Origin of the sequence: Belliella pelovolcani, from assembly GCF_900156785.1 — a bacterium.
GTDB lineage: Bacteria > Bacteroidota > Bacteroidia > Cytophagales > Cyclobacteriaceae > Belliella > Belliella pelovolcani.
Map to the genome: position 1 here is coordinate 122,866 of NZ_FTOP01000008.1, position 25,846 is coordinate 148,711.

General features: G+C 37.3%; 29 protein-coding genes. 23 read left to right on the top strand and 6 right to left on the bottom strand.

What is annotated here, in order from left to right; translation table 11 throughout:
* Nucleotides 1-2: 2 nt before the first annotated feature.
* From BW935_RS10595 to nqrE, 4 genes are read left to right on the top strand one after another with little or no spacing between them, the layout of a single operon-like run.
* The gene (locus tag BW935_RS10595) at nucleotides 3-1,217 is read left to right on the top strand and encodes an NADH:ubiquinone reductase (Na(+)-transporting) subunit B (RefSeq protein WP_076501274.1); all 1,215 of its coding nucleotides are present in this window, start codon (nucleotides 3-5) and stop codon (nucleotides 1,215-1,217) included.
* Nucleotides 1,204-1,980, top strand: coding sequence for an NADH:ubiquinone reductase (Na(+)-transporting) subunit C (gene nqrC / locus BW935_RS10600; protein ID WP_076501276.1), 777 nt, complete (start codon nucleotides 1,204-1,206; stop codon nucleotides 1,978-1,980). The genes BW935_RS10595 and nqrC overlap by 14 nt, the downstream gene beginning before the upstream one ends.
* A gap of 24 nt (nucleotides 1,981-2,004) precedes the next feature.
* Complete coding sequence (locus BW935_RS10605) at nucleotides 2,005-2,685, top strand: NADH:ubiquinone reductase (Na(+)-transporting) subunit D (RefSeq protein ID WP_076501277.1); 681 nt, start codon at nucleotides 2,005-2,007, stop codon at nucleotides 2,683-2,685.
* Between the two features lie 14 nt (nucleotides 2,686-2,699).
* Nucleotides 2,700-3,311, top strand: coding sequence for an NADH:ubiquinone reductase (Na(+)-transporting) subunit E (gene nqrE / locus BW935_RS10610; RefSeq protein ID WP_076501279.1), 612 nt, complete (start codon nucleotides 2,700-2,702; stop codon nucleotides 3,309-3,311).
* A gap of 71 nt (nucleotides 3,312-3,382) precedes the next feature.
* Here nqrE and BW935_RS10615 read toward each other — a convergent pair whose 3' ends face one another.
* A complete protein-coding gene (locus BW935_RS10615; RefSeq protein ID WP_076501445.1) occupies nucleotides 3,383-5,275 on the bottom strand; it encodes an ABC-F family ATP-binding cassette domain-containing protein in 1,893 nt (630 codons plus the stop codon).
* A gap of 104 nt (nucleotides 5,276-5,379) precedes the next feature.
* Between BW935_RS10615 and BW935_RS18400 the strand changes: the two genes are divergently transcribed.
* Complete coding sequence (locus tag BW935_RS18400) at nucleotides 5,380-5,532, top strand: hypothetical protein (RefSeq protein ID WP_175606665.1); 153 nt, start codon at nucleotides 5,380-5,382, stop codon at nucleotides 5,530-5,532.
* A 6-nt stretch (nucleotides 5,533-5,538) separates the two neighbouring features.
* Here BW935_RS18400 and BW935_RS10620 read toward each other — a convergent pair whose 3' ends face one another.
* The gene (locus tag BW935_RS10620; RefSeq protein ID WP_076501280.1) at nucleotides 5,539-5,859 is read right to left on the bottom strand and encodes a sll1863 family stress response protein; all 321 of its coding nucleotides are present in this window, start codon (nucleotides 5,857-5,859) and stop codon (nucleotides 5,539-5,541) included.
* A gap of 34 nt (nucleotides 5,860-5,893) precedes the next feature.
* Between BW935_RS10620 and BW935_RS10625 the strand changes: the two genes are divergently transcribed.
* Nucleotides 5,894-6,568, top strand: a complete 675-nt coding sequence (locus BW935_RS10625) for a hypothetical protein (RefSeq protein ID WP_076501282.1) — start codon at nucleotides 5,894-5,896, stop codon at nucleotides 6,566-6,568.
* Here BW935_RS10625 and BW935_RS10630 read toward each other — a convergent pair.
* Nucleotides 6,555-8,345 carry an ABC transporter ATP-binding protein gene (locus BW935_RS10630; protein ID WP_076501284.1) on the bottom strand — a complete coding sequence of 597 codons (1,791 nt, stop codon included), beginning with the start codon at nucleotides 8,343-8,345 and terminating at the stop codon, nucleotides 6,555-6,557. The two genes, BW935_RS10625 and BW935_RS10630, sit on opposite strands and share 14 nt — an antisense overlap.
* A gap of 147 nt (nucleotides 8,346-8,492) precedes the next feature.
* Here BW935_RS10630 and BW935_RS10635 point away from each other — a divergent pair, with 147 nt between their 5' ends.
* From BW935_RS10635 to coaE, 7 genes are all read left to right on the top strand, one after another.
* On the top strand, nucleotides 8,493-9,593 hold the full coding sequence (locus tag BW935_RS10635) for a Glu/Leu/Phe/Val family dehydrogenase (protein WP_076501286.1): 1,101 nt from the start codon (nucleotides 8,493-8,495) through the stop codon (nucleotides 9,591-9,593).
* A gap of 141 nt (nucleotides 9,594-9,734) precedes the next feature.
* Nucleotides 9,735-10,919, top strand: coding sequence for a transcription antitermination factor NusB (gene nusB, locus BW935_RS10640; protein ID WP_076501288.1), 1,185 nt, complete (start codon nucleotides 9,735-9,737; stop codon nucleotides 10,917-10,919).
* Nucleotides 10,920-10,930: 11 nt separating this feature from the next.
* Entirely contained in the window at nucleotides 10,931-11,233 is a 303-nt protein-coding gene (locus BW935_RS10645; protein WP_076501289.1) for a YtxH domain-containing protein, read from the top strand.
* 12 nt (nucleotides 11,234-11,245) lie between these two features.
* Nucleotides 11,246-11,779, top strand: coding sequence for a DUF1573 domain-containing protein (locus tag BW935_RS10650; RefSeq protein WP_076501291.1), 534 nt, complete (start codon nucleotides 11,246-11,248; stop codon nucleotides 11,777-11,779).
* Between the two features lie 2 nt (nucleotides 11,780-11,781).
* Nucleotides 11,782-12,099 (top strand): preprotein translocase subunit YajC, encoded by a 318-nt coding sequence (gene yajC / locus BW935_RS10655; protein ID WP_076501293.1) that lies wholly within the window; start codon nucleotides 11,782-11,784, stop codon nucleotides 12,097-12,099.
* An 8-nt stretch (nucleotides 12,100-12,107) separates the two neighbouring features.
* Nucleotides 12,108-13,073 (top strand): YbbR-like domain-containing protein, encoded by a 966-nt coding sequence (locus BW935_RS10660; RefSeq protein WP_076501294.1) that lies wholly within the window; start codon nucleotides 12,108-12,110, stop codon nucleotides 13,071-13,073.
* Entirely contained in the window at nucleotides 13,066-13,677 is a 612-nt protein-coding gene (gene coaE, locus BW935_RS10665) for a dephospho-CoA kinase (protein ID WP_076501296.1), read from the top strand. Before BW935_RS10660 ends, coaE begins: the two co-directional genes overlap by 8 nt.
* 11 nt (nucleotides 13,678-13,688) lie before the next feature.
* Here the strand turns inward: coaE and BW935_RS10670 are convergent, their stop codons facing one another.
* Nucleotides 13,689-13,931, bottom strand: coding sequence for a hypothetical protein (locus BW935_RS10670; protein ID WP_076501298.1), 243 nt, complete (start codon nucleotides 13,929-13,931; stop codon nucleotides 13,689-13,691).
* Nucleotides 13,924-14,898, bottom strand: a complete 975-nt coding sequence (locus BW935_RS10675) for a tetratricopeptide repeat protein (protein WP_076501299.1) — start codon at nucleotides 14,896-14,898, stop codon at nucleotides 13,924-13,926. The genes BW935_RS10670 and BW935_RS10675 overlap by 8 nt, the downstream gene beginning before the upstream one ends.
* Before the next feature lie 83 nt (nucleotides 14,899-14,981).
* Between BW935_RS10675 and BW935_RS10680 the strand changes: the two genes are divergently transcribed.
* The 8 genes from BW935_RS10680 (at nucleotide 14,982) to BW935_RS10715 (ending at nucleotide 22,201) form a co-directional block, all read left to right on the top strand.
* Complete coding sequence (locus BW935_RS10680; protein ID WP_076501301.1) at nucleotides 14,982-15,476, top strand: C40 family peptidase; 495 nt, start codon at nucleotides 14,982-14,984, stop codon at nucleotides 15,474-15,476.
* Between the two features lie 191 nt (nucleotides 15,477-15,667).
* The gene (gene atpD / locus BW935_RS10685; RefSeq protein ID WP_076501303.1) at nucleotides 15,668-17,170 is read left to right on the top strand and encodes a F0F1 ATP synthase subunit beta; all 1,503 of its coding nucleotides are present in this window, start codon (nucleotides 15,668-15,670) and stop codon (nucleotides 17,168-17,170) included.
* An 81-nt stretch (nucleotides 17,171-17,251) separates the two neighbouring features.
* Nucleotides 17,252-17,497 carry an ATP synthase F1 subunit epsilon gene (gene atpC, locus BW935_RS10690; protein WP_076501304.1) on the top strand — a complete coding sequence of 82 codons (246 nt, stop codon included), beginning with the start codon at nucleotides 17,252-17,254 and terminating at the stop codon, nucleotides 17,495-17,497.
* Between the two features lie 275 nt (nucleotides 17,498-17,772).
* Complete coding sequence (locus BW935_RS10695) at nucleotides 17,773-18,615, top strand: glycosyltransferase family 2 protein (RefSeq protein WP_076501447.1); 843 nt, start codon at nucleotides 17,773-17,775, stop codon at nucleotides 18,613-18,615.
* Nucleotides 18,616-18,690: 75 nt separating this feature from the next.
* Nucleotides 18,691-18,885 (top strand): 30S ribosomal protein S21, encoded by a 195-nt coding sequence (gene rpsU / locus BW935_RS10700; protein WP_076501306.1) that lies wholly within the window; start codon nucleotides 18,691-18,693, stop codon nucleotides 18,883-18,885.
* Between the two features lie 505 nt (nucleotides 18,886-19,390).
* Entirely contained in the window at nucleotides 19,391-20,275 is an 885-nt protein-coding gene (locus BW935_RS10705) for a tyrosine-type recombinase/integrase (RefSeq protein ID WP_076501307.1), read from the top strand.
* Between the two features lie 29 nt (nucleotides 20,276-20,304).
* Nucleotides 20,305-20,610: a ribosome hibernation-promoting factor, HPF/YfiA family gene (gene hpf, locus BW935_RS10710; RefSeq protein ID WP_076501309.1), complete on the top strand. Its 306-nt coding sequence runs from the start codon at nucleotides 20,305-20,307 to the stop codon at nucleotides 20,608-20,610.
* A 79-nt stretch (nucleotides 20,611-20,689) separates the two neighbouring features.
* A complete protein-coding gene (locus tag BW935_RS10715) occupies nucleotides 20,690-22,201 on the top strand; it encodes an ArnT family glycosyltransferase (protein ID WP_076501310.1) in 1,512 nt (503 codons plus the stop codon).
* Here BW935_RS10715 and BW935_RS10720 read toward each other — a convergent pair whose 3' ends face one another.
* On the bottom strand, nucleotides 22,202-23,851 hold the full coding sequence (locus BW935_RS10720) for an ArnT family glycosyltransferase (RefSeq protein ID WP_076501312.1): 1,650 nt from the start codon (nucleotides 23,849-23,851) through the stop codon (nucleotides 22,202-22,204).
* Nucleotides 23,852-24,010: 159 nt separating this feature from the next.
* Between BW935_RS10720 and BW935_RS10725 the strand changes: the two genes are divergently transcribed.
* Both BW935_RS10725 and BW935_RS10730 read left to right on the top strand, forming a co-directional pair.
* On the top strand, nucleotides 24,011-24,952 hold the full coding sequence (locus BW935_RS10725) for a glycosyltransferase family 2 protein (RefSeq protein WP_076501313.1): 942 nt from the start codon (nucleotides 24,011-24,013) through the stop codon (nucleotides 24,950-24,952).
* Nucleotides 24,945-25,829: a lysylphosphatidylglycerol synthase transmembrane domain-containing protein gene (locus tag BW935_RS10730; protein WP_076501448.1), complete on the top strand. Its 885-nt coding sequence runs from the start codon at nucleotides 24,945-24,947 to the stop codon at nucleotides 25,827-25,829. Before BW935_RS10725 ends, BW935_RS10730 begins: the two co-directional genes overlap by 8 nt.
* Nucleotides 25,830-25,846 lie beyond the last annotated feature (17 nt).

Sequence of the window (25,846 nt, forward strand, 5' to 3'; positions counted from 1 at the left end):
ATATGAAGTTTCTAAGAGATCTGTTGGATAAGCAGAAGCCCCTTTTTCAAAAGGGAGGAAAATTAGAGAATCTTTATTATGCATTTGAAGCTGGTGAAACATTTTTGTTTACACCTAAACATACCAATGCAATTAAAGGAGCTCAGGTCAAAGATGCAATTGACCTAAAAAGGATGATGATTACAGTGGTAATCGCTATGATCCCTTGTTTACTATTTGGTATATATAATACAGGTCATCAACACTTTCTAGCCACAGGACAAACAGCTGGTTTGTGGGAAGATTTTGGACCAAAAGCATTGCTTGGTTTACAATTGGTACTTCCAATTGTAATTGTAGCTTACGCTGCTGGTGGAGCTGTTGAGGCTGCATTTGCAGTGATCAGAAAACACCCAATCAACGAAGGCTTCCTAGTTACGGGTATGTTAATTCCTTTAGTTGTACCAGCGACACTTCCACTTTGGCAAGTAGCTTTGGCCACAATATTTGCAGTCGTAATTGCGAAAGAGGTATTTGGTGGAACTGGAATGAATATTTTGAACGTAGCGATGACTGCAAGAGCATTCTTGTATTTCGCCTATCCTGCTCAAATATCAGGTGATCAAGTATGGACATACCTTGGTGACAAAGCACCAGTAGATGGCTTCTCAGGAGCAACTGCACTAGCAGTAGCATACAATGCAGGAGTAGAAGGTGAGACTGTCAACACAGCACTCGCATCCCACAACAGTGCTATAGGTGCTGGGTTATTTGACTTTGCAAACTTATTTATAGGTTGGATTCCAGGTTCAATTGGAGAGACATCCACATTGATGGCTTTGATTGGTGCCGTTATCTTAGTAGCTACTGGAGTAGCTAGCTGGAAAATTATCGTATCAGGTTTTGCTGGCGCATACTTGATGGGACTTGTCATGAATGCATTTGCAGTAAATAAATACATGGAAATGGGACCAGAATATCACATTGTGATGGGTGGATTAGCATTCGGTGTAGTATTTATGGCAACAGATCCTGTATCTGCTGCACAAACAGAAATAGGTAAGTGGATCTACGGACTTTTGATTGGTGTCTTGACAGTAATCATCCGAGTGACCAATCCTGCTTATCCAGAAGGAATCATGCTTGCCGTTCTTTTCATGAACGTATTTGCACCTTTGATCGATTATTATGTAGTAAAAGCAAACAAGAAAAGGAGGTTACAACGTGCAACAGTCTAACGCATATATCATCACTTTCTCAGTAATTCTGACAGTTGTTTTAGGATTACTCTTATCAGGTACTTCTCAGTTGCTGGGTCCGATTCAGAAAAAAGCTGTAGAACTAGATACCAAAAAGCAGATATTAGGTGCTGTCTTGGATGCTTCTGAAATAAGAGCGATGAAGCCAGATCAAATCCTTGAATTTTATGACAAAAGAATCACATCTAAAGTAGTCGACATTGATGGTAATGAAATCGAAAAAGATGCTGATGGCAATGATATCGTAGCTGAAAATGTAGATGTAGCCAAAAATTATAAAATGGCACCAGAGAAAAGAAAATACCCAGTTTTCATTTTTCATGCAGAGGGTAATGAAGAAGACGCAGAAGCTATCATCGTTCAAGTATATGGTGCTGGTCTTTGGGATGAAATCTGGGGCTTTCTTGCATTAGACACAGATTTGAATACAATCGAAGGGGTTACTTTTGGTCACAAAGGTGAGACACCAGGTCTTGGTGCTAGAATCACAGAAGGTGGTGTTCAAAACAGATATCAAGGCAAGAAAATCTTCAATGAATCAGGTGAATTCCAGTCTGTGGCCATGCAAAAAGGCGAGGGCAAAGATTATAGCGGTGAAGACCATAAAGTAGATGGACTTTCCGGTGCTACAATCACAGCAAATGGTGTCAATGCCATGTTGGACAATTACCTGAAGGCTTATAAGGCATACTTTGAGAAAATCAAAAGTTCTTCCTCTAGCGAAATTGCCGCATTAAACTAATCCCGACATTATAAAGAAAATATAATGAGCACAGAAACTGCAGAAATAAAAGAAAAAAAGGTGTCAGAAGCCTTGTTTTCCAAAAGAAGAAAGAAATTAATCAGTGATCCACTTGTCGACGATAATCCGATTACCATACAGGTATTGGGAATTTGTTCAGCACTTGCGGTGACAACCCAGATGCAGCCTACTTTGGTAATGGCTATCTCTGTAATATTTGTAATGGTAATGGCCAATTTGACCATTTCCTTATTGAGGAATACCATTCCGTCTAGGGTTAGAATTATCGTACAGTTGGCCGTTGTTGCTTCCTTGGTGACTTTGGTAAATGAAGTTTTGAAAGCATTTGCATTTGATATGTACAAAGAGCTTTCTGTATTCGTTGGTTTGATTATTACCAACTGTATAGTAATGGGTAGACTTGAGGCATTCGCATTAGGAAATAAGCCTTATGACTCAGTTCTTGATGGTTTTGGTAGTGCATTGGGATACTCTTGGATTATCCTTGCAGTAGCATTCTTTAGAGAACTTCTAGGCTCAGGTTCAGTATTCGGAGTTCAAATCTATGATGGAATCAGCAGTGTTTTCGGTGGAGAATTCAGCTTAGCGACCAATGGTCTAATGGTATCGCCGGTAGGTGCTTTCATCATCCTAGGATTGATCATTTGGGTACAGCGTACCAAGACAGGTTATGTTGAACATTAATAAAGAAGAGAGAAATGGAATTATTTAGCTTAGCAATTAAGTCAATATTTATTGACAACATGGTTTTTGCATACTTCTTGGGAATGTGTTCATTCTTGGCTGTTTCCAAAAAAGTAAGCACAGCTCTTGGTCTTGGTGCAGCAGTAATTTTTGTATTGACTGTAACTGTTCCAGTTAACTGGCTATTGAACGAATTCATCCTAAAAGAAGGAGCCTTGACTTGGGCTAGTGCTTCCCTTGCGGGAGTGGATCTATCTTTCCTAAGGTTCATCATGTTTATCGCAATTATTGCAGCGATGGTACAGCTAGTAGAGATGGTTGTAGAAAAATTTGCTCCTGCCCTTTATGGCGCCTTGGGTATTTTCCTTCCTTTGATCGCTGTAAACTGTGCTATCTTGGGTGGATCCCTTTTCATGGCACAGAGAGACTACACTTTAGCTGAATCTGCGGTATACGGATTCGGTTCTGGTACTGGTTTCTTCTTAGCGATCGTAGCACTTGCTGCTATCAGAGAGAAATTGAAATACTCGAACGTACCAAATGGTCTGAAAGGTTTGGGAATCACCATGCTTCTGACCGGTCTTATGGGTATAGCGTTTATGTCCTTTATGGGTATAGATTTATAATAAGATCAAAACATATTCAAACAAAAAAGGCCTCAGATTAATCTGAGGCCTTTTTTGTTGCTATAGAATTTTTATATGATTCCATCTAGCTCACTCAACTCCAACCATCGCATTTCTTTTTCTTCAAGCAAATCATCGATCTCTTGAATTCTGGCAGACCATCTCATCAACTCTTCATGATCCTCTGAACCATGAGTGATTTTTGATACAAGGTCATCTTTTTCATGCTGAAGCATTTCAATCACTTGATTTAGCTCTTCAAATTCCTTTTTATCTTTGAAACTAGCCTTATTCTTAGAAGGTGCCAGATCATTAGCTTCCTGAGTGATTTTCTGTGGTGTATCCTTTTCTTGCGTCTTTTGAAACTGATTTTCTTTTTCCCATTCTCTGAAATCTGTATAATTCCCTGGGAAATCCTTGATCTCTCCTTCGCCTTCAAAGACAAACAGATGATCTACCAGTCTATCCATAAAATACCTATCATGAGATACTATAATCAGACAGCCTGGGAAATTATCTAAAAATTCCTCAAGTGTATTGAGCGTCACAATATCCAAATCATTGGTAGGCTCATCGAGAATCAAGAAATTTGGACTCTTAATTAAGATCATTAACAGTTGTAGCCTTCTTCTTTCTCCTCCACTCAGCTTAGCTATTGGTGTATGTTGTTGCTTTGGAGGAAAGCCAAACTTTGTTAGAAACTGAGAAACTGTAATCGTCGCACCGCCAGCAACAGTGACCACCTCAGCAACCTCCTTTACAATATCGATCAGTCTTTTCTCCTCATCAAATGCATCCTCCTCTTGCCTATAATACCCGATAGCAGTAGTTTGACCAATACTTACATTACCCGCATCAGGTGCTAGAGCTCCTGTGATCATATTCAGGAAAGTTGTCTTGCCAGCACCATTTGGGCCTACGATTCCAATTTTATCACCCTTTTTGAAGATATATGAAAAGTTTTTGATGATCTTTTTATCATCAAAGGACTTTTTAATATGCTCAATCTCTATAATTTTATTTCCCAGTCGTTGAGAGGTTACCGACAATTCGATCTCGCGCTCTTCTCTTTTGCTAAAAGCCTTTTCTTTTGTTTCTTCGAAAGCATCTACCCTATATTTTGCTTTAGTTCCTCTGGCTTTAGGTTGTCTTCTAATCCAATCCAACTCCTTTTTATAAAGGCTTTTTGCTTTATCTATTTCTGTAGCTTCTATCTCTCTCCGCTCAGCTTTTTTCTCCAAAAAGTAACCATAATTGCCCATGTAACGATGAATACTTCCATTGTCAAGTTCAAGGATTTGATTGGTCACTTTCTCTAAGAAATACCTATCATGGGTTACCATAAATAAAGCTAAATTAGCCTTAGAAAGATATTCTTCAAGCCATTCTATAGTTTCCAAATCCAAATGGTTGGTTGGTTCATCTAACAATAGCAAATCAGGCTTTTCTAAAATGGCTTTTGCCAATGCCACTCTTTTCCTCTGACCTCCACTTAGATTACCCACTGCTATATCTGTATCATGAAGCCCTAACTTCCCCAAGACTTCTTTGACTTGATATTCGAAATCCCAAGCCTCAAGTCTATCCATTTTTTCGAAAATTTTCTGAAGTTGATCAGAGTTGTCTTTACCATTTTCTGAATCAATCATTGCTTTGTGATAATCTTCGATGACTTTCAAGGTTTCATTATCACTCCCATCAAAAATGGTTTGATAAATGGATAGGTTTCCTGTGAAAACAGGATTTTGATGAACGTAAGCGACCTTTACTTGCTGATTGATTGCAATATGGCCTGAGTCGGGGACTTCTATCCCCATTATGATTTTCATCAATGTAGATTTCCCTGCCCCATTTATTCCAACTAAGGCTACTTTTTGACCCTGATCTAGACCAAAAGAAATGTTTTGAAAAAGTTTACGCTCGCCAAAAGACTTGCTTAGATTTTCTACTGATAAGTAATTCATGGTGCAAAGATAGTGTTTGCAAAGTGCTAAATCTGCGCTTTTGAAAAATTCCTTATACATTTCAATAACTTAATTAAAACGACAGAAAACAAGTTTTTGCAAAAATGCTCCTACACAGCAATGCGATCACCTGCCCGAGCTGCAATTTGGAATTGGAAGTAGATCGCGAAAAATCAGAGGGGGCATTAGCTGCTTTGAGCAAACTACAATCAGGACTACATGAAGCAGCTACTATTCGTCAAAACTCCAAGACTTGATATACCCTAAGTCTTTTTAATTAAAACTTTAAATGCTTCACCAAGTTGCTTAAAAGCATTTTTAAAATGCTTTTGGGATTTTTTCAAATTGGGTTCTATTTCTGTCTTTTTCGAATTGTAAAGGGTTTCAACTTTTGATTTCCCCTTCTTAAATTCTTCTTCTATGGTAGTCTTTTTCTCTCTTAGATCCCTGATTTTCTTTTCTAGTTCAACCTTTGCATCTCCACCAGCATCAGCTGCTTTTTCAATTAATTGTTCTATTTTAGTACCAATGTCCTGAAGAAGAGACTCTACTTCCTCAAATCCGGACTTTTTATGACCTGCCATAATCTTTAATTTGATTGTAAAACTAATTTACGAAATGTTAGCAGAAATAATCGAAAAACTAGAAACCACCACTAAATTGAAACATGATTTATTCAATCAATTAGTGATGTATTTTGATAATTTAGAAAAAACTTGTCGAGAAGTAGCCTCGGAATTAGAAAATGCAGGAAATATTAAGAACATGCCAATCAGAGTCGAAAAAGTAAATGACTATGAATTTCTTTTCAGAATAGGAGGGGATGTTTTGATTTTTATGATGCAAAGCAATATCGTAAGAATTCCAGACGAAGCCTATATCAGTAAAACCAAATACCTAAAAAATGATGTCTCTCTTCGCTACTTTGGTCAAGTCTTGATTTATAATTTTCTTGCTGACACCATTACTTATGGCAGGTTGGAAGATCCGGGCTATTTGATAAGCCGCGTCCTACTGAATAGGGAAAATAAATTTTTCCTTGAAGGGGACAGAAAGATTGTATTTGGTTTCCCAGAACTAAAAGAGAATATAGTCTCAAAGGAGAAAAACAGACAACTTATTGAAGGCTTAATCCTCTCTGCACTCAACAATGACCTGATTGCTCCCAATTTCCACGACATCATGATGATCAATTACCATCAAAAGTTAGAACACACTTCAAGTATGGGCAACCCACAAAAAATTGGCTTTGATATGTTTGCAAAAAACCGAGAAACTCCTAATCCTCAATAGGTTCATTGATCTGGGTTTGCTTTTCATACAATTCTGCATAGACGCCTTTTTTAGCCATCAATTCTTCATGACTTCCTTGCTCGACAAGCTTACCGTCATCTAAGACAATGATTTTATCAGCAAGCTTAGCAGAAGACACTCTGTGAGATATAATTACTGAGGTTCTATTTACCATGATTTTACTCAAAGCATTAAGAATAGCATTTTCAGTTTTGGTATCTACTGCGGAAAGACAGTCGTCCAATAGTAAAATACTTGGCTCTTTGGCGATAGCTCTAGCAATCGAAACTCGTTGTTTTTGACCTCCAGAAAGTGTAATTCCTCTCTCGCCTAATCTGGTCTGGAATCCTTTTGGAAAAGCAATAATATTATCATAGACATCGGCATCTTTTGCAGCTTTTTCTACCAGTTCTCCTGGGATTTGATCCAGTCCAAAACCAATATTATTGGAAATACTATCACTAAATAGGAAAACATCTTGAGGTACAAATCCAATCTGACGCCTCAATGCTGCTGTATCAAATTTCTCAATTTCATGACCATCTATGTAAATCTCTCCCTCTGACACATCATACATACGCATCAGAAGGTTGGCTATTGTAGACTTTCCTGAGCCTGTTGTTCCAATGATTGCAAGTGATTCTCCAGAATCTATATCGAAACTCACACTATCAAGTGCCTTGATGCCTGACTCTGGATAGGTGAATGAAACATTTTTGACTTCAATTTTACCTTTTATAGGAATATCCAATCCTTCTGAACTGATTATGTCATTCTTCTCGTCTAAAAACTCATTAATTCTGGTTTGAGAAGCTGCCGCACGCTGCACAATACTAGTCACCCATCCAAGTGATGTCACGGGCCAAGTAAGCATATTGACATATAGAATAAACTCGGCAATTACACCATAACCTATAGTTCCATCAATCACTTGCATTCCTCCTATATACACTGTAATGATGGTACTGATACCTATCAATGCCAATATAAGTGGGTAAAAAAGTGCCTGTACAAGCGTCAGTCGAATAGATTTGTCTTTATAATCTTCACTAGCGGTCTTGAAATCATGAGCGCTGTCATCTTCTCGGACAAAAGCCTTCAATACTCTGATTCCAGAAAAAGCTTCTTGGACAAAAGTACTTAGGCCTGAAAGGCTTCTTTGAATTTTTTCTGATCTTTCATTGATCAGATTATTGACAAAATAGATACTAATAGACAGCACAGGAAGTGGTAATAAAGAATAGATCGTCAATTCTACATTTACGCTGAGCATATATCCTATTACCAAAGGAAATAAAATCAGAAGATTGAGTCCATACATGATCGCTGGGCCCAAATACATCCTAACTCTACTCACGTCCTCAGTGATCCTAGCCATCAAATCTCCTGTACTATTTCTTCTGTAGAAACTCAAAGGTAGACTCTGATAATGATTGAAAATCTCATTTTTCATATCATACTCTATCAATCGAGACATGATAATTATAGTCTGACGGATCAAAAACAAAAAGAAACCTCGAAGCAAGGCCATGACTAATATCAAAACACCAAAAATAAAGATGAATTTCAAAAATGAAGATCTCGCTATAACACTCAGTTCACCTTCGCTAAAAACCTGGTAATAAGCAAAACTCTCCACCACATAATCTATGGCTATCCTTACAAGTTGAGCTGGAATAATTACAAAAATATTAGAAATCACAGTAAATATGATTCCTAACAATAGGTAACCCTTATATTTATACAAATACTTATTTAATCGCCAGAGTGGTTTCACGAAATAAAAACTTTTAAATCACTTGATTAGTTTTTTTTAACTACCTTAATTGCGTTGGTAAAGCCCGAGAAAAATATATAATTTTGCATCGGTGATTTTACAAGACAACAACCCCAAATATAACACAATAAAAAATTCCAAGTTCAAATGGTAGAGATTAATCCTGTGGAAAAAGTAAGAGAAGGATCCATCTATGGACAGATCACTTCTTTAGGTCATGAGCAATTGGTCATCTGTTATGATGAACCTACAGGGCTGAAGGCCATTATAGGTATCCACAATACAGTCCTTGGACCTGCACTAGGCGGCACGAGGATGTGGAACTATGCATCAGAGGCAGAGGCCATCACTGATGTTTTGAGATTGTCCCGCGGGATGACATTCAAAGCTGCTATTTCCGGCCTCAACTTGGGTGGTGGCAAGGCTGTTATCATAGGAGATCCAAAATTGAAGAATGAAGCTTTTTTAAGAAGATTCGGAAGATTTGTTGATAGCCTAGGAGGTAGATACATCACTGCAGAAGATGTCAATATGAAAACAAGCGATATGGAATATATCGCTATGGAAACTAAATATGTAACAGGCCTTCCTGAAGTGAGAGGTGGAGGTGGTGATCCATCTCCTGTGACAGCTTATGGTACTTATCTTGGAATGAAGGCTGCTTCAAAAAAAGCTTTCGGAACCGATTCATTGGAAGGTAAAAGAATCCTTGTTCAAGGAGTAGGCCAAGTAGGCAAATATTTGGTAGAAAGACTAATGAAAGAAAATGCCGAAGTATTCGTAACGGACATTTTCGAAGATAAGCTTGCTGAAGTAGCCAAAAATACTGGAGCAACTGCAATTTCACCTGATATGGTTTATGACTTTGATATGGACATCTATTCTCCATGTGCATTAGGTGCAACCATCAATGATGATACGATTGATAGACTGAAATGTAAAGTAATCGCTGGTGGAGCCAACAATCAACTGAAAGATGAAGAGTACCACGGTAAAATACTTCTTGAAAAAGGCATTATCTACGCTCCAGATTTCTTAATCAACTCAGGTGGCTTGATCAATGTTTGTGCAGAGTTTATGGGTGGTTACAATAGAGAGTCTACCTACAGACACGCAGAAAAAATCTATGACATCACAACTTCCATTTTGGAAAAGTCTGCTATTGAAAACATCCCTTCTCAACAAGCGGCAATTGAAATGGCTTGGAGTAGAATTGAAGCAATCGGAAGAGTAAAACTTCCTTACTAAAATTAAATAAAAATTGAAACCACCTGAAATTCAGTTATGCTGCAATTTCAGGTGGTTTTTAATATGCTTAAAGTCAGATTAGACGAACTGTCTTCAATTACTACGTCTAAAATATTATATTTACGTTCTTTAAATTCAGGTATGTTAAACAGAAGAATCCTCAGAGTCAAGGCATTTCAAAGTCTCTATGCTTACGAGCAGTGCAAAGCATCTAATTTCAATCTTGCAAAAGACCAAATAAGAGAGGCTTTCCTCCCTGACCTCAACAGTATGGAGGTTCAAGATAAGGCTCAATTAAAAAAAGATGCGGAAACCACCATCAAGCTTTTTGAAAATAACCTGAATAATAAATCTCTGATCTCTGCACAAGAAGTCAGCGCTAAAATTAAATCCGAAGCCATAAAAGCGATCAACACTTTTCATAAAGCCAACGAAAAGGATTATGACTTTTTGTTGAAAAATATGATCACTGCCGCGGAACGGATCCCACAATTGTACTTGAATGCTGTTCAGTTACTCTTAGAATTTGGCAATCATGTCAAAAGAGAAAGTGAAAAGAAAAGAAAGATAGCTACAGACCGTATTACGGACAACGCCGGCGAACTTAACCTTAGCAAAAACGTTATTTTACAACAACTCAGTACAAACTCTGATTTTGAAACTGCAGTAATCAGACATGATGCTACACTCGAAGACCTTGAACTTGAAATCAAAGAATGGTTTAGAGACTACATCAAACCATCTGAAGCCTACCAAGCTTATATCAAAATTAGTCAGCCAAGTAGGGAGGAGGATTACAATATTTTGGAATCTATTCTCAAAAAAATCATTTTCAAGAATGAAGCCATGCTCAACTTTTTCTTAGAAAAAGACATGAGTTGGATTGAAAATAAATCAGTGGTCAGAAGCTTGGCCACCAAACTGATCAAAAACGTGTATGAACAGGAAGAAAGCAGTAGTGATTTGCTTCCTGAGATTGCTATGAACTGGGAAGATGATAAGGAATTCTTCCAAAATATATTTAACTTGACGATCGAAAATGAAGAAGTCAATAGAGAATTGATCGCCAAAAAAACCCAAAACTGGGATATTGAAAGGATTGCCTTTACTGACAAAATCATCATTTCGATGGCTTTGACGGAAATGAAGTTCTTCCCTAGCATTCCAGTAAAAGTAACTATCAACGAATACATTGATGTATCCAAAACATACAGTACTCCAAAGAGTAAGCAGTTTGTAAATGGTTTACTAGATGTTCTTTCTAAGGAAATGTTGGAGAGTGGGGAAATCAAAAAGAGTGGAAGAGGTCTTTTAGATAACAAATAAATTAGAAAACAATGAGTAAAAGCAGCACAGGATGGATCGCATTTTTAGCTGGTGCCGGCATTGGCGCAGCTTTGGGGATACTGTTTGCCCCAGATTCAGGAAAAAACACAAGAGATAAGCTTTCATATCAGCTTTCAAAATACAAGGAAGAGCTAGAAGAGCTTATCAAAGACTTGAGAGAAGGAAAAAATATGCCTTTCAACGAAGCAAAGTCTGAAGGAAATAAAGTGATATCAGATGCCAAAAATAAGGCGGAAAATCTTTTGAGTGATGTCAACAAACTCATCGATCAAATCAACCAAGAAGCTAATTAACCTAATATATTTATGAAATACTTAAGTTTATCAGCATTGGCACTTGCAGGAATCCTTGGATTCTCGAGCTGCAGTGGTAATGACCAATCTGACAAAATAGCGCAACTCGAACAAAAAATAGCGCAAATGGAGGCAGCAACTGCTACTCCTACAAACGTACAAACGACTACTGCTGTGGATCCAAGCTCCCTTGGAAAATTCAGTTTTGAAGAAGTTGAATTTGACTTTGGAACAATTGCCGAAGGGAAAGTTGTTGAGCATGTTTTCAACTTTGTCAATGACGGACAAGCCCCATTGGTAATTTCAAATGTGACTGCCTCTTGTGGTTGTACCACACCTGATTATACTAAAACACCTGTAAAACCTGGAGAATCAGGCTTTGTAAAAGTTGCTTTTAATTCCGCTGGAAAGCCAGGCACCCAAGCGCCTACTGTGAGCATTCAAGCTAATACAAGCCCAAATGTCAACAGACTTAGACTTAAAGGAAACGTAACACCTAGATCAACAACCAATACACAAGGACAATTAGGCCCTGTTAAACAATAAATATGATTAACTTTATCTTATTACAAGCAGAAGGTGCCGGAGGTGGTATCCTAGGTCAGGTTTTTTTGTTTGGTTCTATCATTTTGATTATGTATTTCTTCATGATCAGACCACAACAGAAAAAACAAAAAGAAACCAAAAACTTCCTTGAAGAAGTAAAAAAAGGTGATAATGTAGTTACGATCGGTGGTATCCATGGGAAAGTAAATGCTGTGGAAAGTGACACCATTACATTAGAACTTGATAAAGGATTCAAAATCAAAATAGAAAAGTCCGCCGTTTCTCTGGACTTTACCAAAAGAGCAAACGGTACAAAATAATTTGTCCCTTGACTAGTCTCAAAAAATTCTTTAAACCAAGCAACCCAAGAAAGGTTGCAAACATGAAAGTGGTAGCCTTGTGCTTTTTAGCGGCTGCCACTTTCTGGTTTTTAAATGCCCTTAATAAGGACAATTACAACACAGTCGTTGATTTTCCGATTGAAATTATTTTTGACCAAGAGGAATTCATGGCAGTGGAAGATCTCCCCACAAAAATCAAAATTGAAATAAACGGTAACGGTTGGGACCTGCTCAGAAAATACTTCAATATCAATGAAAGTCCTTTCTTAATAGAGATTAATAATCCAGCTACTAAAAACTATATCCTTACCTCAGAGATAAGAAGAAATCTAGCGGAGAACATCTCACCCACTTCATTGGTGTCCATGGTTTCTGACACCATAAAATTCAATATTGACAAAGTAGTCACTAGAAAAGTGAAGGTTGAAGTAGATACTTCTGGAAGCACAATTGCTAAAAATCACAAAGTAATCAATCAAATTGAAGTAGATCCAAGCACGATTAATATCAAAGGTCCAACTTCAGTTTTACAAAAACTAGATGGCGTTTTCAAGATCAAACTAGGAGAGGAAAAAATCAATAAAAGTTTCAATAAGATCATCCCTCTTTCTGTACCTGCGCCTTACGAAGACTTTCTCAAACTCGAAGATGAAAGCGTTCAAGTGAAGTTTGACTTATATCAGCTACTAGAAGGAAACAAGAGGCTGAAAATTAATAAAACAAATTTCCCGGAAAATGTAAGCTTGGTTCAAGAACCGAATCATATCATGATGTACTATCTCGTAGACGAAAGAAAACTAGATGAACTCAAGCAGATTGAATTTGAAGCTATCCTCAATTATAACAACAGGAATAGACAAGACAGCACTATCTTTGTGGTCATTAGCCCTAGGCCTTCCATGTTGGAAGATGTAAGAATTGAACCGGCTATTTTTAGATTGAAATATGAATAAAACCGAAATACTTCTTGTGGGCATTACAGGAGGAATAGGCTCCGGTAAATCGACTGTAGCACAGATTTTTTCCATATTAGGTATTCCTGTATACCATGCAGATGACCGGGCAAAATGGCTAATGACTAATGATACTGGGTTAAAAACAAAAATACTGGAAGTGTTTGGAGAAAAATCTTACTCTGATAAGGGTGAGCTAAATAGGACATTTTTGGCCTCTGAGGTTTTCGGAAATATTGAAAAAACCCAATTAATCAATAGCCTCGTTCACCCTGTGGTCAAAGCTGACTTTGAAGCATGGGCACTAGATCAAAAATCTGCCTATGTCCTTAAAGAAGCCGCATTACTATTTGAAACCGGGTCTGCTGAAGAACTAGATTTTGTCATCACTGTAAGCAGCCCACTTAGAGTAAGAATCAACAGGATTTTGCTAAGAGATCCTCACCGCAATGAAGAACAGATCAATGCAATCATCGATCAGCAACTTCCAGATGAAGAGAAAATCAAAAGGAGTGATTTTGTAGTAAAGAATGTTGACAATAAACTTTTGATCCCCCAAGTCTTAGGCATTCATCAAAAAATATTAGCCACGCTCAAAAAGTGATAGACAAAAAGTCAGATGGATATATTGATCTGATCTAGATAGAATTTCATACGTGTATGCTCTCTATTGAGGAAGTCAATTTTATCAATTTTATCCAACTTATGATTGTAAAATACTTCCACATAATCTGTTCCAAGGAGGTATAAATTGACTTTGTAAGAGTAGTACCGTATAGCCACTACAAAAGTACCATCAATATATAACTTTTGAATCTTCTTATGCAAGGGCAAATTTTTAAAATCTTCTCTACTCATCCTTCAACTTTGCTAATTCCATTTCCGATGCAATATACCCAAATGCAGACCAATATCCAGTATTGATCACATTTTGAAATATTGATTGAGCCATAGAAGTATCACCTTTCGACAAATAATAATTCCCCAAGCCATAACCTTGAGTCACATATTGCAATTTTTGGTCACTTGCTTCACTGTCCACATTGAGTAACTTCTCAGGCTGAAACTCTCCTTTGTACATCAAGAGTCTTTTGAAATAGGCATCATTTTCTATGATATCCATCTTTGAATTCACTTTAACGAGTAATTCTTGAGCGTCATCAGTCCTACCTAACTTTACGAGCGTCATATAATACCAGTCTAAGGTGGCAATTTTCAAATCATCATTGACAGATACCTCCATGCAATTTTTATAAGCTTCACGTGCTTCATCCCATTCTCCCTTCAGATAGTGAGCCAATCCTAGGTGATACCACACATTAAATTGTACATTAGAAAGTGGTATATTTAACTTATTAGGCATACCATCTTGCTCAATTTGGATAGGAGTTCCAGCCATTAAGTCAGCTGCATTTTGAAAATCTCTTATAGCTTCATCAAACTTCCTGATCGAAACATACCTATGCCCTCTATGTCTCAGAGGCTCAAAAGCCTCTGGAAATTCATTAATAGCTTTGGTAAAAGTTCTGATTGCAAGATCATATCTGCTTAAGTAGGCCTCTCTCCTACCTATCCATATTAGATTTTCCAAGGTTGGGTCTTCCAGGTATTGCTTCTCGGCCTCTTGGAGATTTTTGATTTGCATAGACTGACTTGTAGAATCAATTTTTGTGAAAAGAGAATCTCCTAGTAAGCTAACTGTTTGAAATACTTCTTCATTAGGGATGATAATATTATTAGTCGATCTCTTCTTATCTACTATCTTGCTATCACAAGCCGAGAAAACAACCAAAAGCGTCATAAAAAAACTCCAATAATTTTTCATAATGATTCGGTTTCTTATCCGTTAAAACTTTGAATCTATTTTGTAGGTACGTATTATTGAAATTAATTTATTCTATCCAATTAATGAATACCAAGTCAAGAAAATTTTCCAATTCCAGCGTATTTTATATTTTTATTTTATTGGCATTGAGTATTCAGTTATCTTCCTGCTCCTCCACCAAGAAAATCAGGAAACAAAATATCAATCAAGTAGTCAATACAGCAAAGTCTTACAGAGGTACTCCTTATCGCTATGGTGGGACAACAAGGTCTGGAATAGACTGCTCTGCATTGATTTACCATTCCTTTGCAAGTGTAGGAGTGACGATGCCTAGGACATCAGAAGAACAAAGTAAGATTGGTAAAAAAATAGCGGAAAGAAATCTTGAAAAAGGTGATGTGGTATTTTTCGCAACAGGAAAAAGACGACGGCAGGTAACACATGCAGGTATTGTCACGGAGACCACAAAAGGTCAGGTTTGGTTTATCCATTCTTCTACCTCTCTGGGAGTGACAGAAGATAATCTTAACAATAAATATTGGTCTAAAGCTTACCTATTTGGAAGAAGGGTATTTTAAGATTATAAAAGCATAAATTCTCTGAAATTTCGATACCTATCCTACCAAATTTGATTGATTACAAATACTTTGTACAAAAAGGCAACAAATCCAGATTTAATTTCCAAACATCCTTTGGTATTAAGCTTTTATAATTAATTTTGCATCCGAATTGATAAAGCGTAATTCCCTTTTTACATCAACACATAAAAATGGCAAATCTTGGTAAGATAACTCAGGTAATTGGTCCAGTAGTGGATATCTCTTTCGAAGGAGGTAAATTACCTAACATCCTTGATGCACTTGAAATCACCAAAGAAAACGGTCAAAAAGTGATCTTGGAAGTTCAGCAGCACTTGGGCGAAGACAGAGTAAGAACTATTGCAATGGATTCTTCTGAAGGTATGGTTAGAGGCATGGTAGCAACCGATCTTGGTGCTCCGATCTCTGTTCCTACTGGCGAAGGTATCAAAGGTCGTCTTTTCAACGTAGTTGGAGAAGCAATCGATGGTCTTCCTCAGCTACCTGAAGGCAAAAGACTTCCTATTCACAGATCAGCTCCTAAGTTTGAAGATCTTTCTACTTCAACTGAAGTACTTTACACAGGTATCAAAGTAATCGACTTGATTGAACCTTATGCAAAAGGTGGTAAAATTGGTCTTTTCGGTGGTGCTGGTGTAGGTAAAACTGTATTGATCCAAGAGTTGATCAACAACATCGCTAAAGCTTATTCAGGTCTTTCTGTATTTGCTGGTGTTGGTGAGAGAACCCGTGAAGGTAATGACCTTTTGAGAGAAATGATCGAGTCTGGCATCGTAACTTACGGTGATGACTTTATCCATTCCTTAGAAAATGAAGGCGGATGGGATCTTTCCAAAGTAGATTTGAAAAAATTAGAAGAGTCAAAAGCAACCTTCGTATTTGGGCAGATGAACGAGCCTCCAGGGGCACGTGCACGAGTGGCTCTTACAGGTTTGACGCTTGCAGAATATTACAGGGATGGTGAAGGCGATGGTGCTGGAAAAGATATCCTTTTCTTCATTGATAATATCTTTAGATTTACTCAGGCTGGTTCTGAAGTATCAGCTCTTCTTGGTCGTATGCCATCTGCAGTAGGTTACCAACCAACTTTGGCAACCGAAATGGGTGCAATGCAGGAAAGAATTACGTCTACCAAAAATGGATCTATTACATCTGTGCAGGCCGTTTACGTACCTGCGGATGACTTGACTGACCCTGCGCCTGCGACTACTTTTGCTCACTTGGATGCTACTACAGTACTTTCTAGAAAAATTGCTGAACTAGGTATATACCCTGCTGTAGATCCATTGGATTCTACCTCTAGAATTCTTTCTCCAGAGATATTGGGAGAAGAGCATTATGGATGTGCTCAAAGAGTGAAAGAAATCCTACAGAGATACAAAGAACTTCAAGATATCATTGCCATCTTAGGTATGGAAGAACTTTCTGAAGAAGATAAATTGGTTGTACACAGAGCTAGAAGAGTTCAGAGATTCTTATCTCAGCCTTTCCACGTAGCTGAGCAATTCACGGGCTTGAAAGGTGTGCTAGTTGATATCAAAGACACCATCAAAGGATTCAATATGATCATGGATGGTGAATTAGATCACCTCCCAGAAGCAGCTTTCAACTTGGTAGGTAGCATTGATGATGCTATAGCTAAGGGTGAAAAAATGCTTGCAGAGGTAAAGTAAAATAGTTTCTAGTCAGTAGTTATCAGTTAACTAGGTAAGAAAACAGATAACTACTAACTTAATAACTCAATAACTAAAAAGATGCAACTAGAAATTGTAACACCGGATAAAAAAGTATTTCAGGGAGAAGTCTCTGAAGCTAGCTTCCCGGGAGCAAACGGAGCTTTTCAAGTACTGAATAATCACGCTCCTATAGTATCAGCTTTGGCCAAGGGAGTTGTTTCTTATACAACTAAGGAAGGCCATGAAAGCTTGGTCATAGATGGAGGAGTCGTAGAGGTTAAAGAAAATACCATTGTAGTGTTAGCTGAAAAAGTACTTTCTTAATAGCAAACGAAAACCCTTAATAATATAAAAGCCTGGCAATAGTCAGGCTTTTTCTTTTTTCTAAAAAATCATCATCAAAAACTTTTAACTAGAGAAGTATACTTCAATTTAGATGATAAAATAGCTACCAGAATATCATTATTATAATTTTTCTTATTGTAATTTTGCCTTAGTCAAAAAATATAACAGGTCCAGATTTTTTGTGTTTGCCAAAATTTTTTGACCAAAGAAATCCAATAATAGCATATCTCACAAATCTTACAATTATAGGTGAAATGTTTCAGATCAGTGGTCTCGTCATCACGTATAACGAGGAAAAAAACATCGCAAAGTGTATAGAATCGCTTTCATTAGTCTGTGATGAAATTATCATCATTGACTCCTATAGCAAAGACAAAACCAAAGAAATTGCTCTTTCATTAGGAGCCAAAGTGGTCGAGCAAACTTTTCTAGGAGATGGGCAGCAGCGAATATTTGGTCTACAATACTGTAAAAATGATTGGATTTTGAATCTCGATGCTGACGAGAGGCTAGATTTGGATAGCTATGAATTTATCAAATCTCAGCAATATCTTAGTCTTCCTTATGACGCTTATAATTTTAGAAGGAAAAATCACCTAAAAGATCAAAGAATTGATTTTGCAGGCTGGTACCCTTCATATACCTGTAGATTTTTTAATCAAAAAACAGCACAACCAGCCACTGCTAAAGTTCATCAGTCTGTGGTGGCTCAAAACATGAAAAGAACAAACCTCCATTTAATTCACTATGGATGGGATAGTTTTCACCAAATCATTTCGAAATACAATCAATATACAAATTGGCAAGCAGAGGAGTACTTGGAGCAAAACAAAAATATTTTTGCGCTTAGTCCTGTCATACATGGCATATATTCCTTCTTTCGTTGCTATTTCCTCAAAAGTGGAATTTTCAATGGTGTAGACGGTCTCACATTTTCACTGATGCAGGCATTTTTCTCTTATATGAAGTATGCCAAATACCTGAAACTAAAAAAAGAACAACCCAAAACGGACGCCTATTCAAACACAGAGCTTAATGGCAAGCTCCAATTTCCAAATTTATTCCCTAAGACAAAGGTTCTCAAACCAAACATATGAAGATTTTATTCATCATAAATTAGATAACAAAATAATATTCACTACCTTTGCCTCCCTGAAAGGAGGTGTATACATATGATCATAGTCAACGTAAAAGAAAACGAATCTATCGAAAAAGCGCTTAAGCGTTTCAAAAAGAAGTTTGATAAAACTGGAGCTGTAAGAGAACTTAGAGCTAGACAACACTTTGTAAAGCCTTCTGTAAAAAATAGAGAGCAAAGAATCAAAGCTGCCTACAAGCAGAGACTTCAAACAGAAGAAGCAAAATAATTTAATTATTGTTTGCTATCTTTTTGAGATACATTCTAATGGCGCATCTACCGAAAGTGGATGCGCTTTTTTTATTAACCTTTTTTAAGCAAATCAAATCCTCTCAATTAAAATATTTAAGGTGTAGTTGCAAACTACACCCAGACAATGCCTTCCCCTAAGCGTAGATTTCATCTACGCTTCAATATCCTAGGAATTTATAATTCCTCTCTTAATAAAAATAAACCCACTTGCTAAAGATATTTTGGTGTAGTTGTAAACTACACCCAGACTAAGCACTCCCAGGTTTTCTCAAAAAATGGGATGATCCCTAGGCGTAGATTTCATCTATGCATTCCTATTCTTGGAATTTAAAATTTCGTATTCAACAACGAGAGACCACTTAGTCAAGATATTTAGGTGTAGTTGCAAAATACACCCAGACGAAGCCCTCCCACATTATTTCAATCCATTTCTATCATATCTCATTTAAAACAATTAACTTAATGTAGTAGAACTACCATACATGATAGACTCCTTTATCAATTTTCTTGAGCATGAAAAAAGGGCAAGCAAGCACACCGTACTCGCTTATCAGAAAGATCTCGAGCAATTTCAAGAGTTTTGTAATATTTCATTTGAAAAAGAAGATATTACACAAGCAGACCATGCTGAAATCAAGGCTTGGATCATAGACTTGGTAGAACAAGGACTCAGCCCAAACTCAGTCAACCGTAAAATCGCAACTTTAAGATCTTTTTATAAGTTTTTGATGCGGTCTGGAGAAATTTCCAAGGATCCTACCTATAAGATTAAAGCCCTCAAAACCCCTAAAAGATTGCCAGAGTTTGTCCAAGAAGAGTCCATAGAAAAAATTCTAGAATCAGATGTATACGCACCAGACTTCGAAGGGCAAAGAGATCGAATGGTTATGGAGTTTCTCTACCTGACAGGTGTCAGGTTAAGTGAACTTCTGAGCTTACGATGGAAAGATATCAACCTACTCGAAGACAGCGTTAGAGTACTCGGAAAAAGAAAAAAACAAAGAATAATACCACTAACAAATACCTTAAAAAAGAATATAATTTCGTATAAAAAAGTATTTGAAGAAACATTTTCATTTGTAGACCAGAGTGACTATTTTATCGTTAGAAAAGATAAGAGCCCGGCATACCCCATGAAGATTTATCGCATTGTCAGACATTATTTAGATCTTTTTGCGCAAACTTCAAAAAGAAGCCCGCACCTTCTTAGGCATACCTTTGCTACACACCTACTCAATAAAGGTGCAGATCTCAATGCTGTCAAAGACTTACTCGGACACGCTAGCCTTGCTGCCACTCAAGTGTATACTCACAATTCTATGGAAAAACTTAAGGCTGTGTTTGATCAAGCACATCCTAAAGCTTAATATAAGTTCAACTATAAACAAATACCGTTATGAAACTTCAAATGCATTCCATCCATTTCGATGCTGATCGTAAGCTGACAGACTTCATCCAAAGAAAAGCTGACAAGCTTGACACTTTCTATGATCGAATTATTGACGGTGAGGTTTTTATGAGATTAGATAAAAACGAAAAGAATGAAAATAAAATTATAGAGATCAAAATGAATGTCCCAGGCAAACAACTTTTCGCCAAACATCAGAGCGATTCCTTCGAGGCTGCAGCAGATGAAGCCGTAGAAGCGCTAAGAAGACAGATCAAAAAGTATAAAGAAAAGGTAGTACTTGCCAATCAATGATAAACCCATCAACTAATTTAAGGCCTTCTTTAATCGGAAGGCCTTCTTTTTTTGCATATTTGTAGTCTGAATCTAGCATATGAAAGACATTAACTTTTACAGGAAGCTTAGCTTGGGGCTTATATCAATAGTTGGCCTGCTCAAGCTACTCTATTTTCACTTTTCCACTTTAAGCTTATTTACAGAAGAAACACAATATTGGCTTTGGTCAAAGCATCTTGACTGGAACTACTATTCCAAGCCATTGATGATTGCAGTGTATAATTACTTGAGCACTGGAGTCTTTGGAGATACAGAATTCGCTATCAAGTTCAATGCAATCTTATTTAGCTCACTCACTGCATGGGTCATATTTGAATTCACCTTTCTATTATTTCAAAAAGGAAAGATTGCCCTTTATGCAGTTTTGATGTTGATGGTAATGCCTTTTTTCCATTTAGGATCTATATTTCATACGACAGACTCCTCTCTGTACTTTTTTTGGATTCTAGCGTTCTACTTAATCTGGAAAGCTTGGATATCTAATGATACACAATGGTGGATTTGGGCTGGTATAGCAACAGTACTCGGAATACTATCCAAAAATATCATGGTACTCACCCTGCCAATATTAGGGATATATATTTTGCTTGTTGAGCCAAAAAGATTCTTCAGCAAAGGTCCTTGGATCTATGTCCTAGTCTCTTGCTTTTCGCTGATACCGATTATTGTATGGAATATTCAGAATGACTGGGTTACTTTCAAACACGTGGGGACACTTGGTGGTGTTGAAGGAAAAAAAAGTGGTTTTGACACCTCCCAATCATTGAAATTTATGGGAGAATATATTGGTGGTCAACTCGGCTTTCTTTCTCCTTTTTTCATTCCTGTTTTGATTCTAAGCCTTAGAAAATTAAGTTTTTTGAAAGCCCCTAAGAACCTATTTCTGATTTTACCAACTACTGTTGTTTGGGGACTATTTCTGGGCATGTCTATCTTCAAAAATGTCAATGTCAATTGGCCTGCTTTTGCAATGCTTACACTAGCCCCATTGATGGCTAAGGCAGTATATCAAGCCTCATATCATTGGAAGAAATACACTTTGTTCAGCGGATTAATTACAGGTGCTTTACTTTTGGTTCTATTCTTTCCTGCTCCATTTGATGCCATAGGATTCAAAAAAGTCCTAAAGCCCAGCAAAGACCCCATGATGCGATTGGCTGGGTACCGAGAAATGGGCACAAGGTTAGATCATCTGATTGATTCTTTAAAGCTGGATCGCCAATTCATCTTTAGTGACAACTATCATGTTGCCTCAGAAATGGCCTTCTATATGCAAGGAAATCCTCAAACTTATACTATCAACCTAGGTAGAAGAAAAAATCAATTTGACTTATGGCCTGGCATTCAACAGTTCGAAGAAAAAAACTATACAGGCATATATATAACCAAAGAAGATCAAATTCAGGAAGCGGTTAGACTAGGTTTTGATTCTTTGATATCAACAGAGAAGTTTTACACCATTCATAGAGGAGACACAGTCAAAACCTACACAATTGCAATACTTGCAAATTTGAATCATATCGAAGAATTAGATACTGGAGAATATTAATTAAAGTGGTGTCCCCCAATAGTATTTTTTGCCGGTAGCCTCTTTTACTTCTTGAGAATTGTTCACCCAAAGACTTTGCGCCATCTCTTTGATAAACTTTGCATCCCAATTGATAGCAGCAGTATCGAAGCTAAACTTATCCTGTGGTATCAACTCTAGATATTTGTCTTCGACAAGGATAAAATCATACTGTCCTAGCTGATCCATAAAATCATCAGGGTTCAAATCAATCATGTAAAATTGTGTGCCTAAACCAATCCTAATCTTACTTCCAGTATGAAGGTGCCCGATAAATGCTATTTTACTCCCTTCTGGAATTTGCTTGTCGGCAACATACTCTTTGACTAATTGACCAGCATCTGGCAAAGAAATCTGATAAGTAGAAATACTCGCTCCAAAAAAGAGTAATAAAACACTCCACGCAATTAGCAGAAGCAGACCTTCTGAATGATTTCTTTTTAGGTAAAGGTAAAAGAGAAATAAAAAAACAAATAAACACTGAGCCCAAACCCAAAAGTTACTTTCCAAAAAGGTATTAAAATATATACCTATTAGTAGCACAAATAAATTTAGTGTAAGAAAAAATAACAAACCAAACTTAAGGGATTTAGTCCAATTTAAAGCACCGTTTTCAATCAGTAACCAACCTAGCCAAATACTAGCTAAGGGCAATACAGGCAACAGGTATCTTTCGTAAAACTTAGTCACGCCTGCAGACATCAAGACAATAGCCAATACCCAAAGTACAACCAAGCCTACAAATGCAGAATTTTGAAGAAATAGATTTTTAGATTGGGTTTTGATCTTTTTCAACCCAAAAATAAACCAAGGTATAAAAAGCACAATCAAAAGTACTGCTGCTAATACGAAGTTCTTGACTAATAGCAAAAACCTATTACCCACTCGAATACCCACTTGGTCTTCTATAAAAGACTCCAAATACATGGGGCCATGAACCCAATACATAGCAACAAACCAATAGCAAGCAATGATCAAACCAGTCAAAACAGCTGGTAAATAAAACAGCTTTGAAGTACTGATCCTCTGCCAAGGGTTCAATAACAAATAACCCATGCCCAATCCTCCCAAAGCAGCTGCAGGGAGTCCTTTGACCTCAAAGGCCAATGCTAGTCCTACAAACAACAGCCAGTGGAACCGTTTTGGTGCTTGATCGCCATACTTGATGAATCCTAAAAATCCAACAGTCGAAATCGCCATACACATCCCGAGTAGTACATCAGGTATAGAACGTGTAGCGCTCAAAATCAATACTGGCTGGGAAGCCATAATAATTGCCGAAAGTCTGGCGACCCTCCTATCATCAAACAGTACTCGAGCTCCCCAATATACAAAACCGACTGTAGCAGCTCCAGCCAATAAAAAGAAAATCCTTGAAGCAAAAGGAGTAACACCAAAAAGCTTGAAACCTGCCAAAACAAACCAATAGGTCAAAATTGGCTTTTTGAATCTCAGCTCTTCACTACCAAGGTAGGGAGTTTGAATATCTCCAGTCTGAAGCATCCTGACAGCAGCATCCGAATAATACATCTCATCTGGATAATGCATGTGAAAACTCAATGCAAAAGGCCCTACCAAGACTACAAAGGCCAACATCAGCCCCCAAATAGAAAAACGCTTTTCAGTCAACATGTTTTTGATTTGTCTGCTTGCAAAGATACTATTTTAGTCAAGGACAGTATCAACCTTTCACTAAAGAACTTCGAAATGAAAAAATGAATTAGGCAGAGAAAACTTGGGTTATTTGTGGACTTAGAGATAAAAGAGTAATTTTGACGAAATTTTATTTTCATGACCAAGCCATTGATTTCTGTAGTCATCACCGTCTACAATGAAGAAGAAAATATCAAACCACTCTTAGATGCTACTTATGAAGCACTCAAGGACATAGACTACGAGGTAATCTTGATTGAAGATGGTTCTACTGACGGGACTGTTGCTGAAGTAAAAAAATATGCTGACAGCAGAACCAAACTTATCATCTTTAATAAAAACTATGGACAAACCACTGCGCTGGCTGCTGGTATAGACATGGCTCAAGGTCAATATATCGCTACAATGGACGGAGATTTGCAAAATGACCCAACAGACATCCCTGCAATGCTCCAGAAAGCCATAGATGAAGATTGGGGTGTCGTAGCTGGAAGACGAGCCAATAGAAAAGATGGATTTGTCCTGAGAAAATTCCCTAGCAAAATTGCCAATTACATCATCAGACACAGCACCAAGGTTTATTTGAATGACTACGGCTGTAGCTTGAGAGTCTACAAGGCAGAGATTGCTCAGAATATGGGCTTATATGGTGAACTACATCGATTCATTCCTGTGCTTGCCAAGCAAGAAGGAGCAAGCATGACAGAAGTAGATGTGAAACATCACCCAAGAATCCATGGCACTTCCAAGTATGGATTGAGCAGAACTTTCAAAGTCATGGCTGACTTGATCTTGATGCTCTTTTTTCAGAAGTACTTCCAAAGGCCAATTCATATTTTCGGCACACTTGGATTATTCTCTTTTCTGATTGGAGTATTGATTAATTTTTATCTTTTAGTGGAAAAGCTCATGGGAGCTGATATTTGGGGGAGGCCTATACTCCTGCTCGGATTTATTTTCCTCCTAGGTGGGATCCAACTGATCACCACAGGAATTATTGCCGAGATCATCATCAGAACTTATTTTGAGTCTCAGGATAAAAAAACATATAAAATCAAAGCTGTCTATCAAGGTGAATAAAAAGACGCTCAAATTATTACTTAAGCTAACCCTCACCGGGTTAGCTGTTTTTTTGGTCTTCAGAAAGGTAGATACCAATGAACTTGGGCTTATACTCAAATCAGCAAGTCCAATTTGGCTGTTTTTTGCATTTCTCCTTTTTTTGCTGAGCAAAATATTAACTGCTTTCCGACTCAATCTTTATTTCAAAAATATTGGTATTCAATTAAGTGAAAAGAAAAACATCATCCTCTATGGAATCGGGATGTTCTATAATTTATTTCTTCCTGGAGGAATTGGTGGAGATGGATATAAAGTCTATTTACTGAACAAGCATTTCAAAACGCCAGTCAAACAGCTTGTTCAGGCCTCTCTTTTAGATAGATTAGGAGGATTGGTCGCGATAATTTTCATTTTACTTGGCCTTATACTCATTGTAGAAATAAATATCAATTTGATTCCAGCATTACCAATTTCGGCTATTTCCATTATTCTACTTCTAATTACCTACCCAGTCTTCTTTTTGATCCATAAATTTATTTTTCCAAAATTCACACCCTCTTTCTTAGCCGCAAACCTCTATTCCATCGGCGGACAAATAGCCCAAATGGTAGCAGCTTATTTTATCCTAATCGCTTTAGGAATAGATCAAAAAATCCTCGAGTATCAATTTGTATTTTTATGTTCATCTATCGTAGCAGTCTTGCCACTCACTATTGGTGGAGTTGGTGCAAGAGAGTTGGTTTTCATCTATAGTCACGAATACATCGGAATTGATAAAAATGCAGCTGTTGCCTTCAGCCTAATCTTCTTTATAATTTCAGCGATCACCTCTCTTTTTGGTTCTTTTTTGAAAATTGACCTAGGGAAATCTAAAAAAGACAAAAATAGCCTTTAGAAGCTAAATGAATAGAT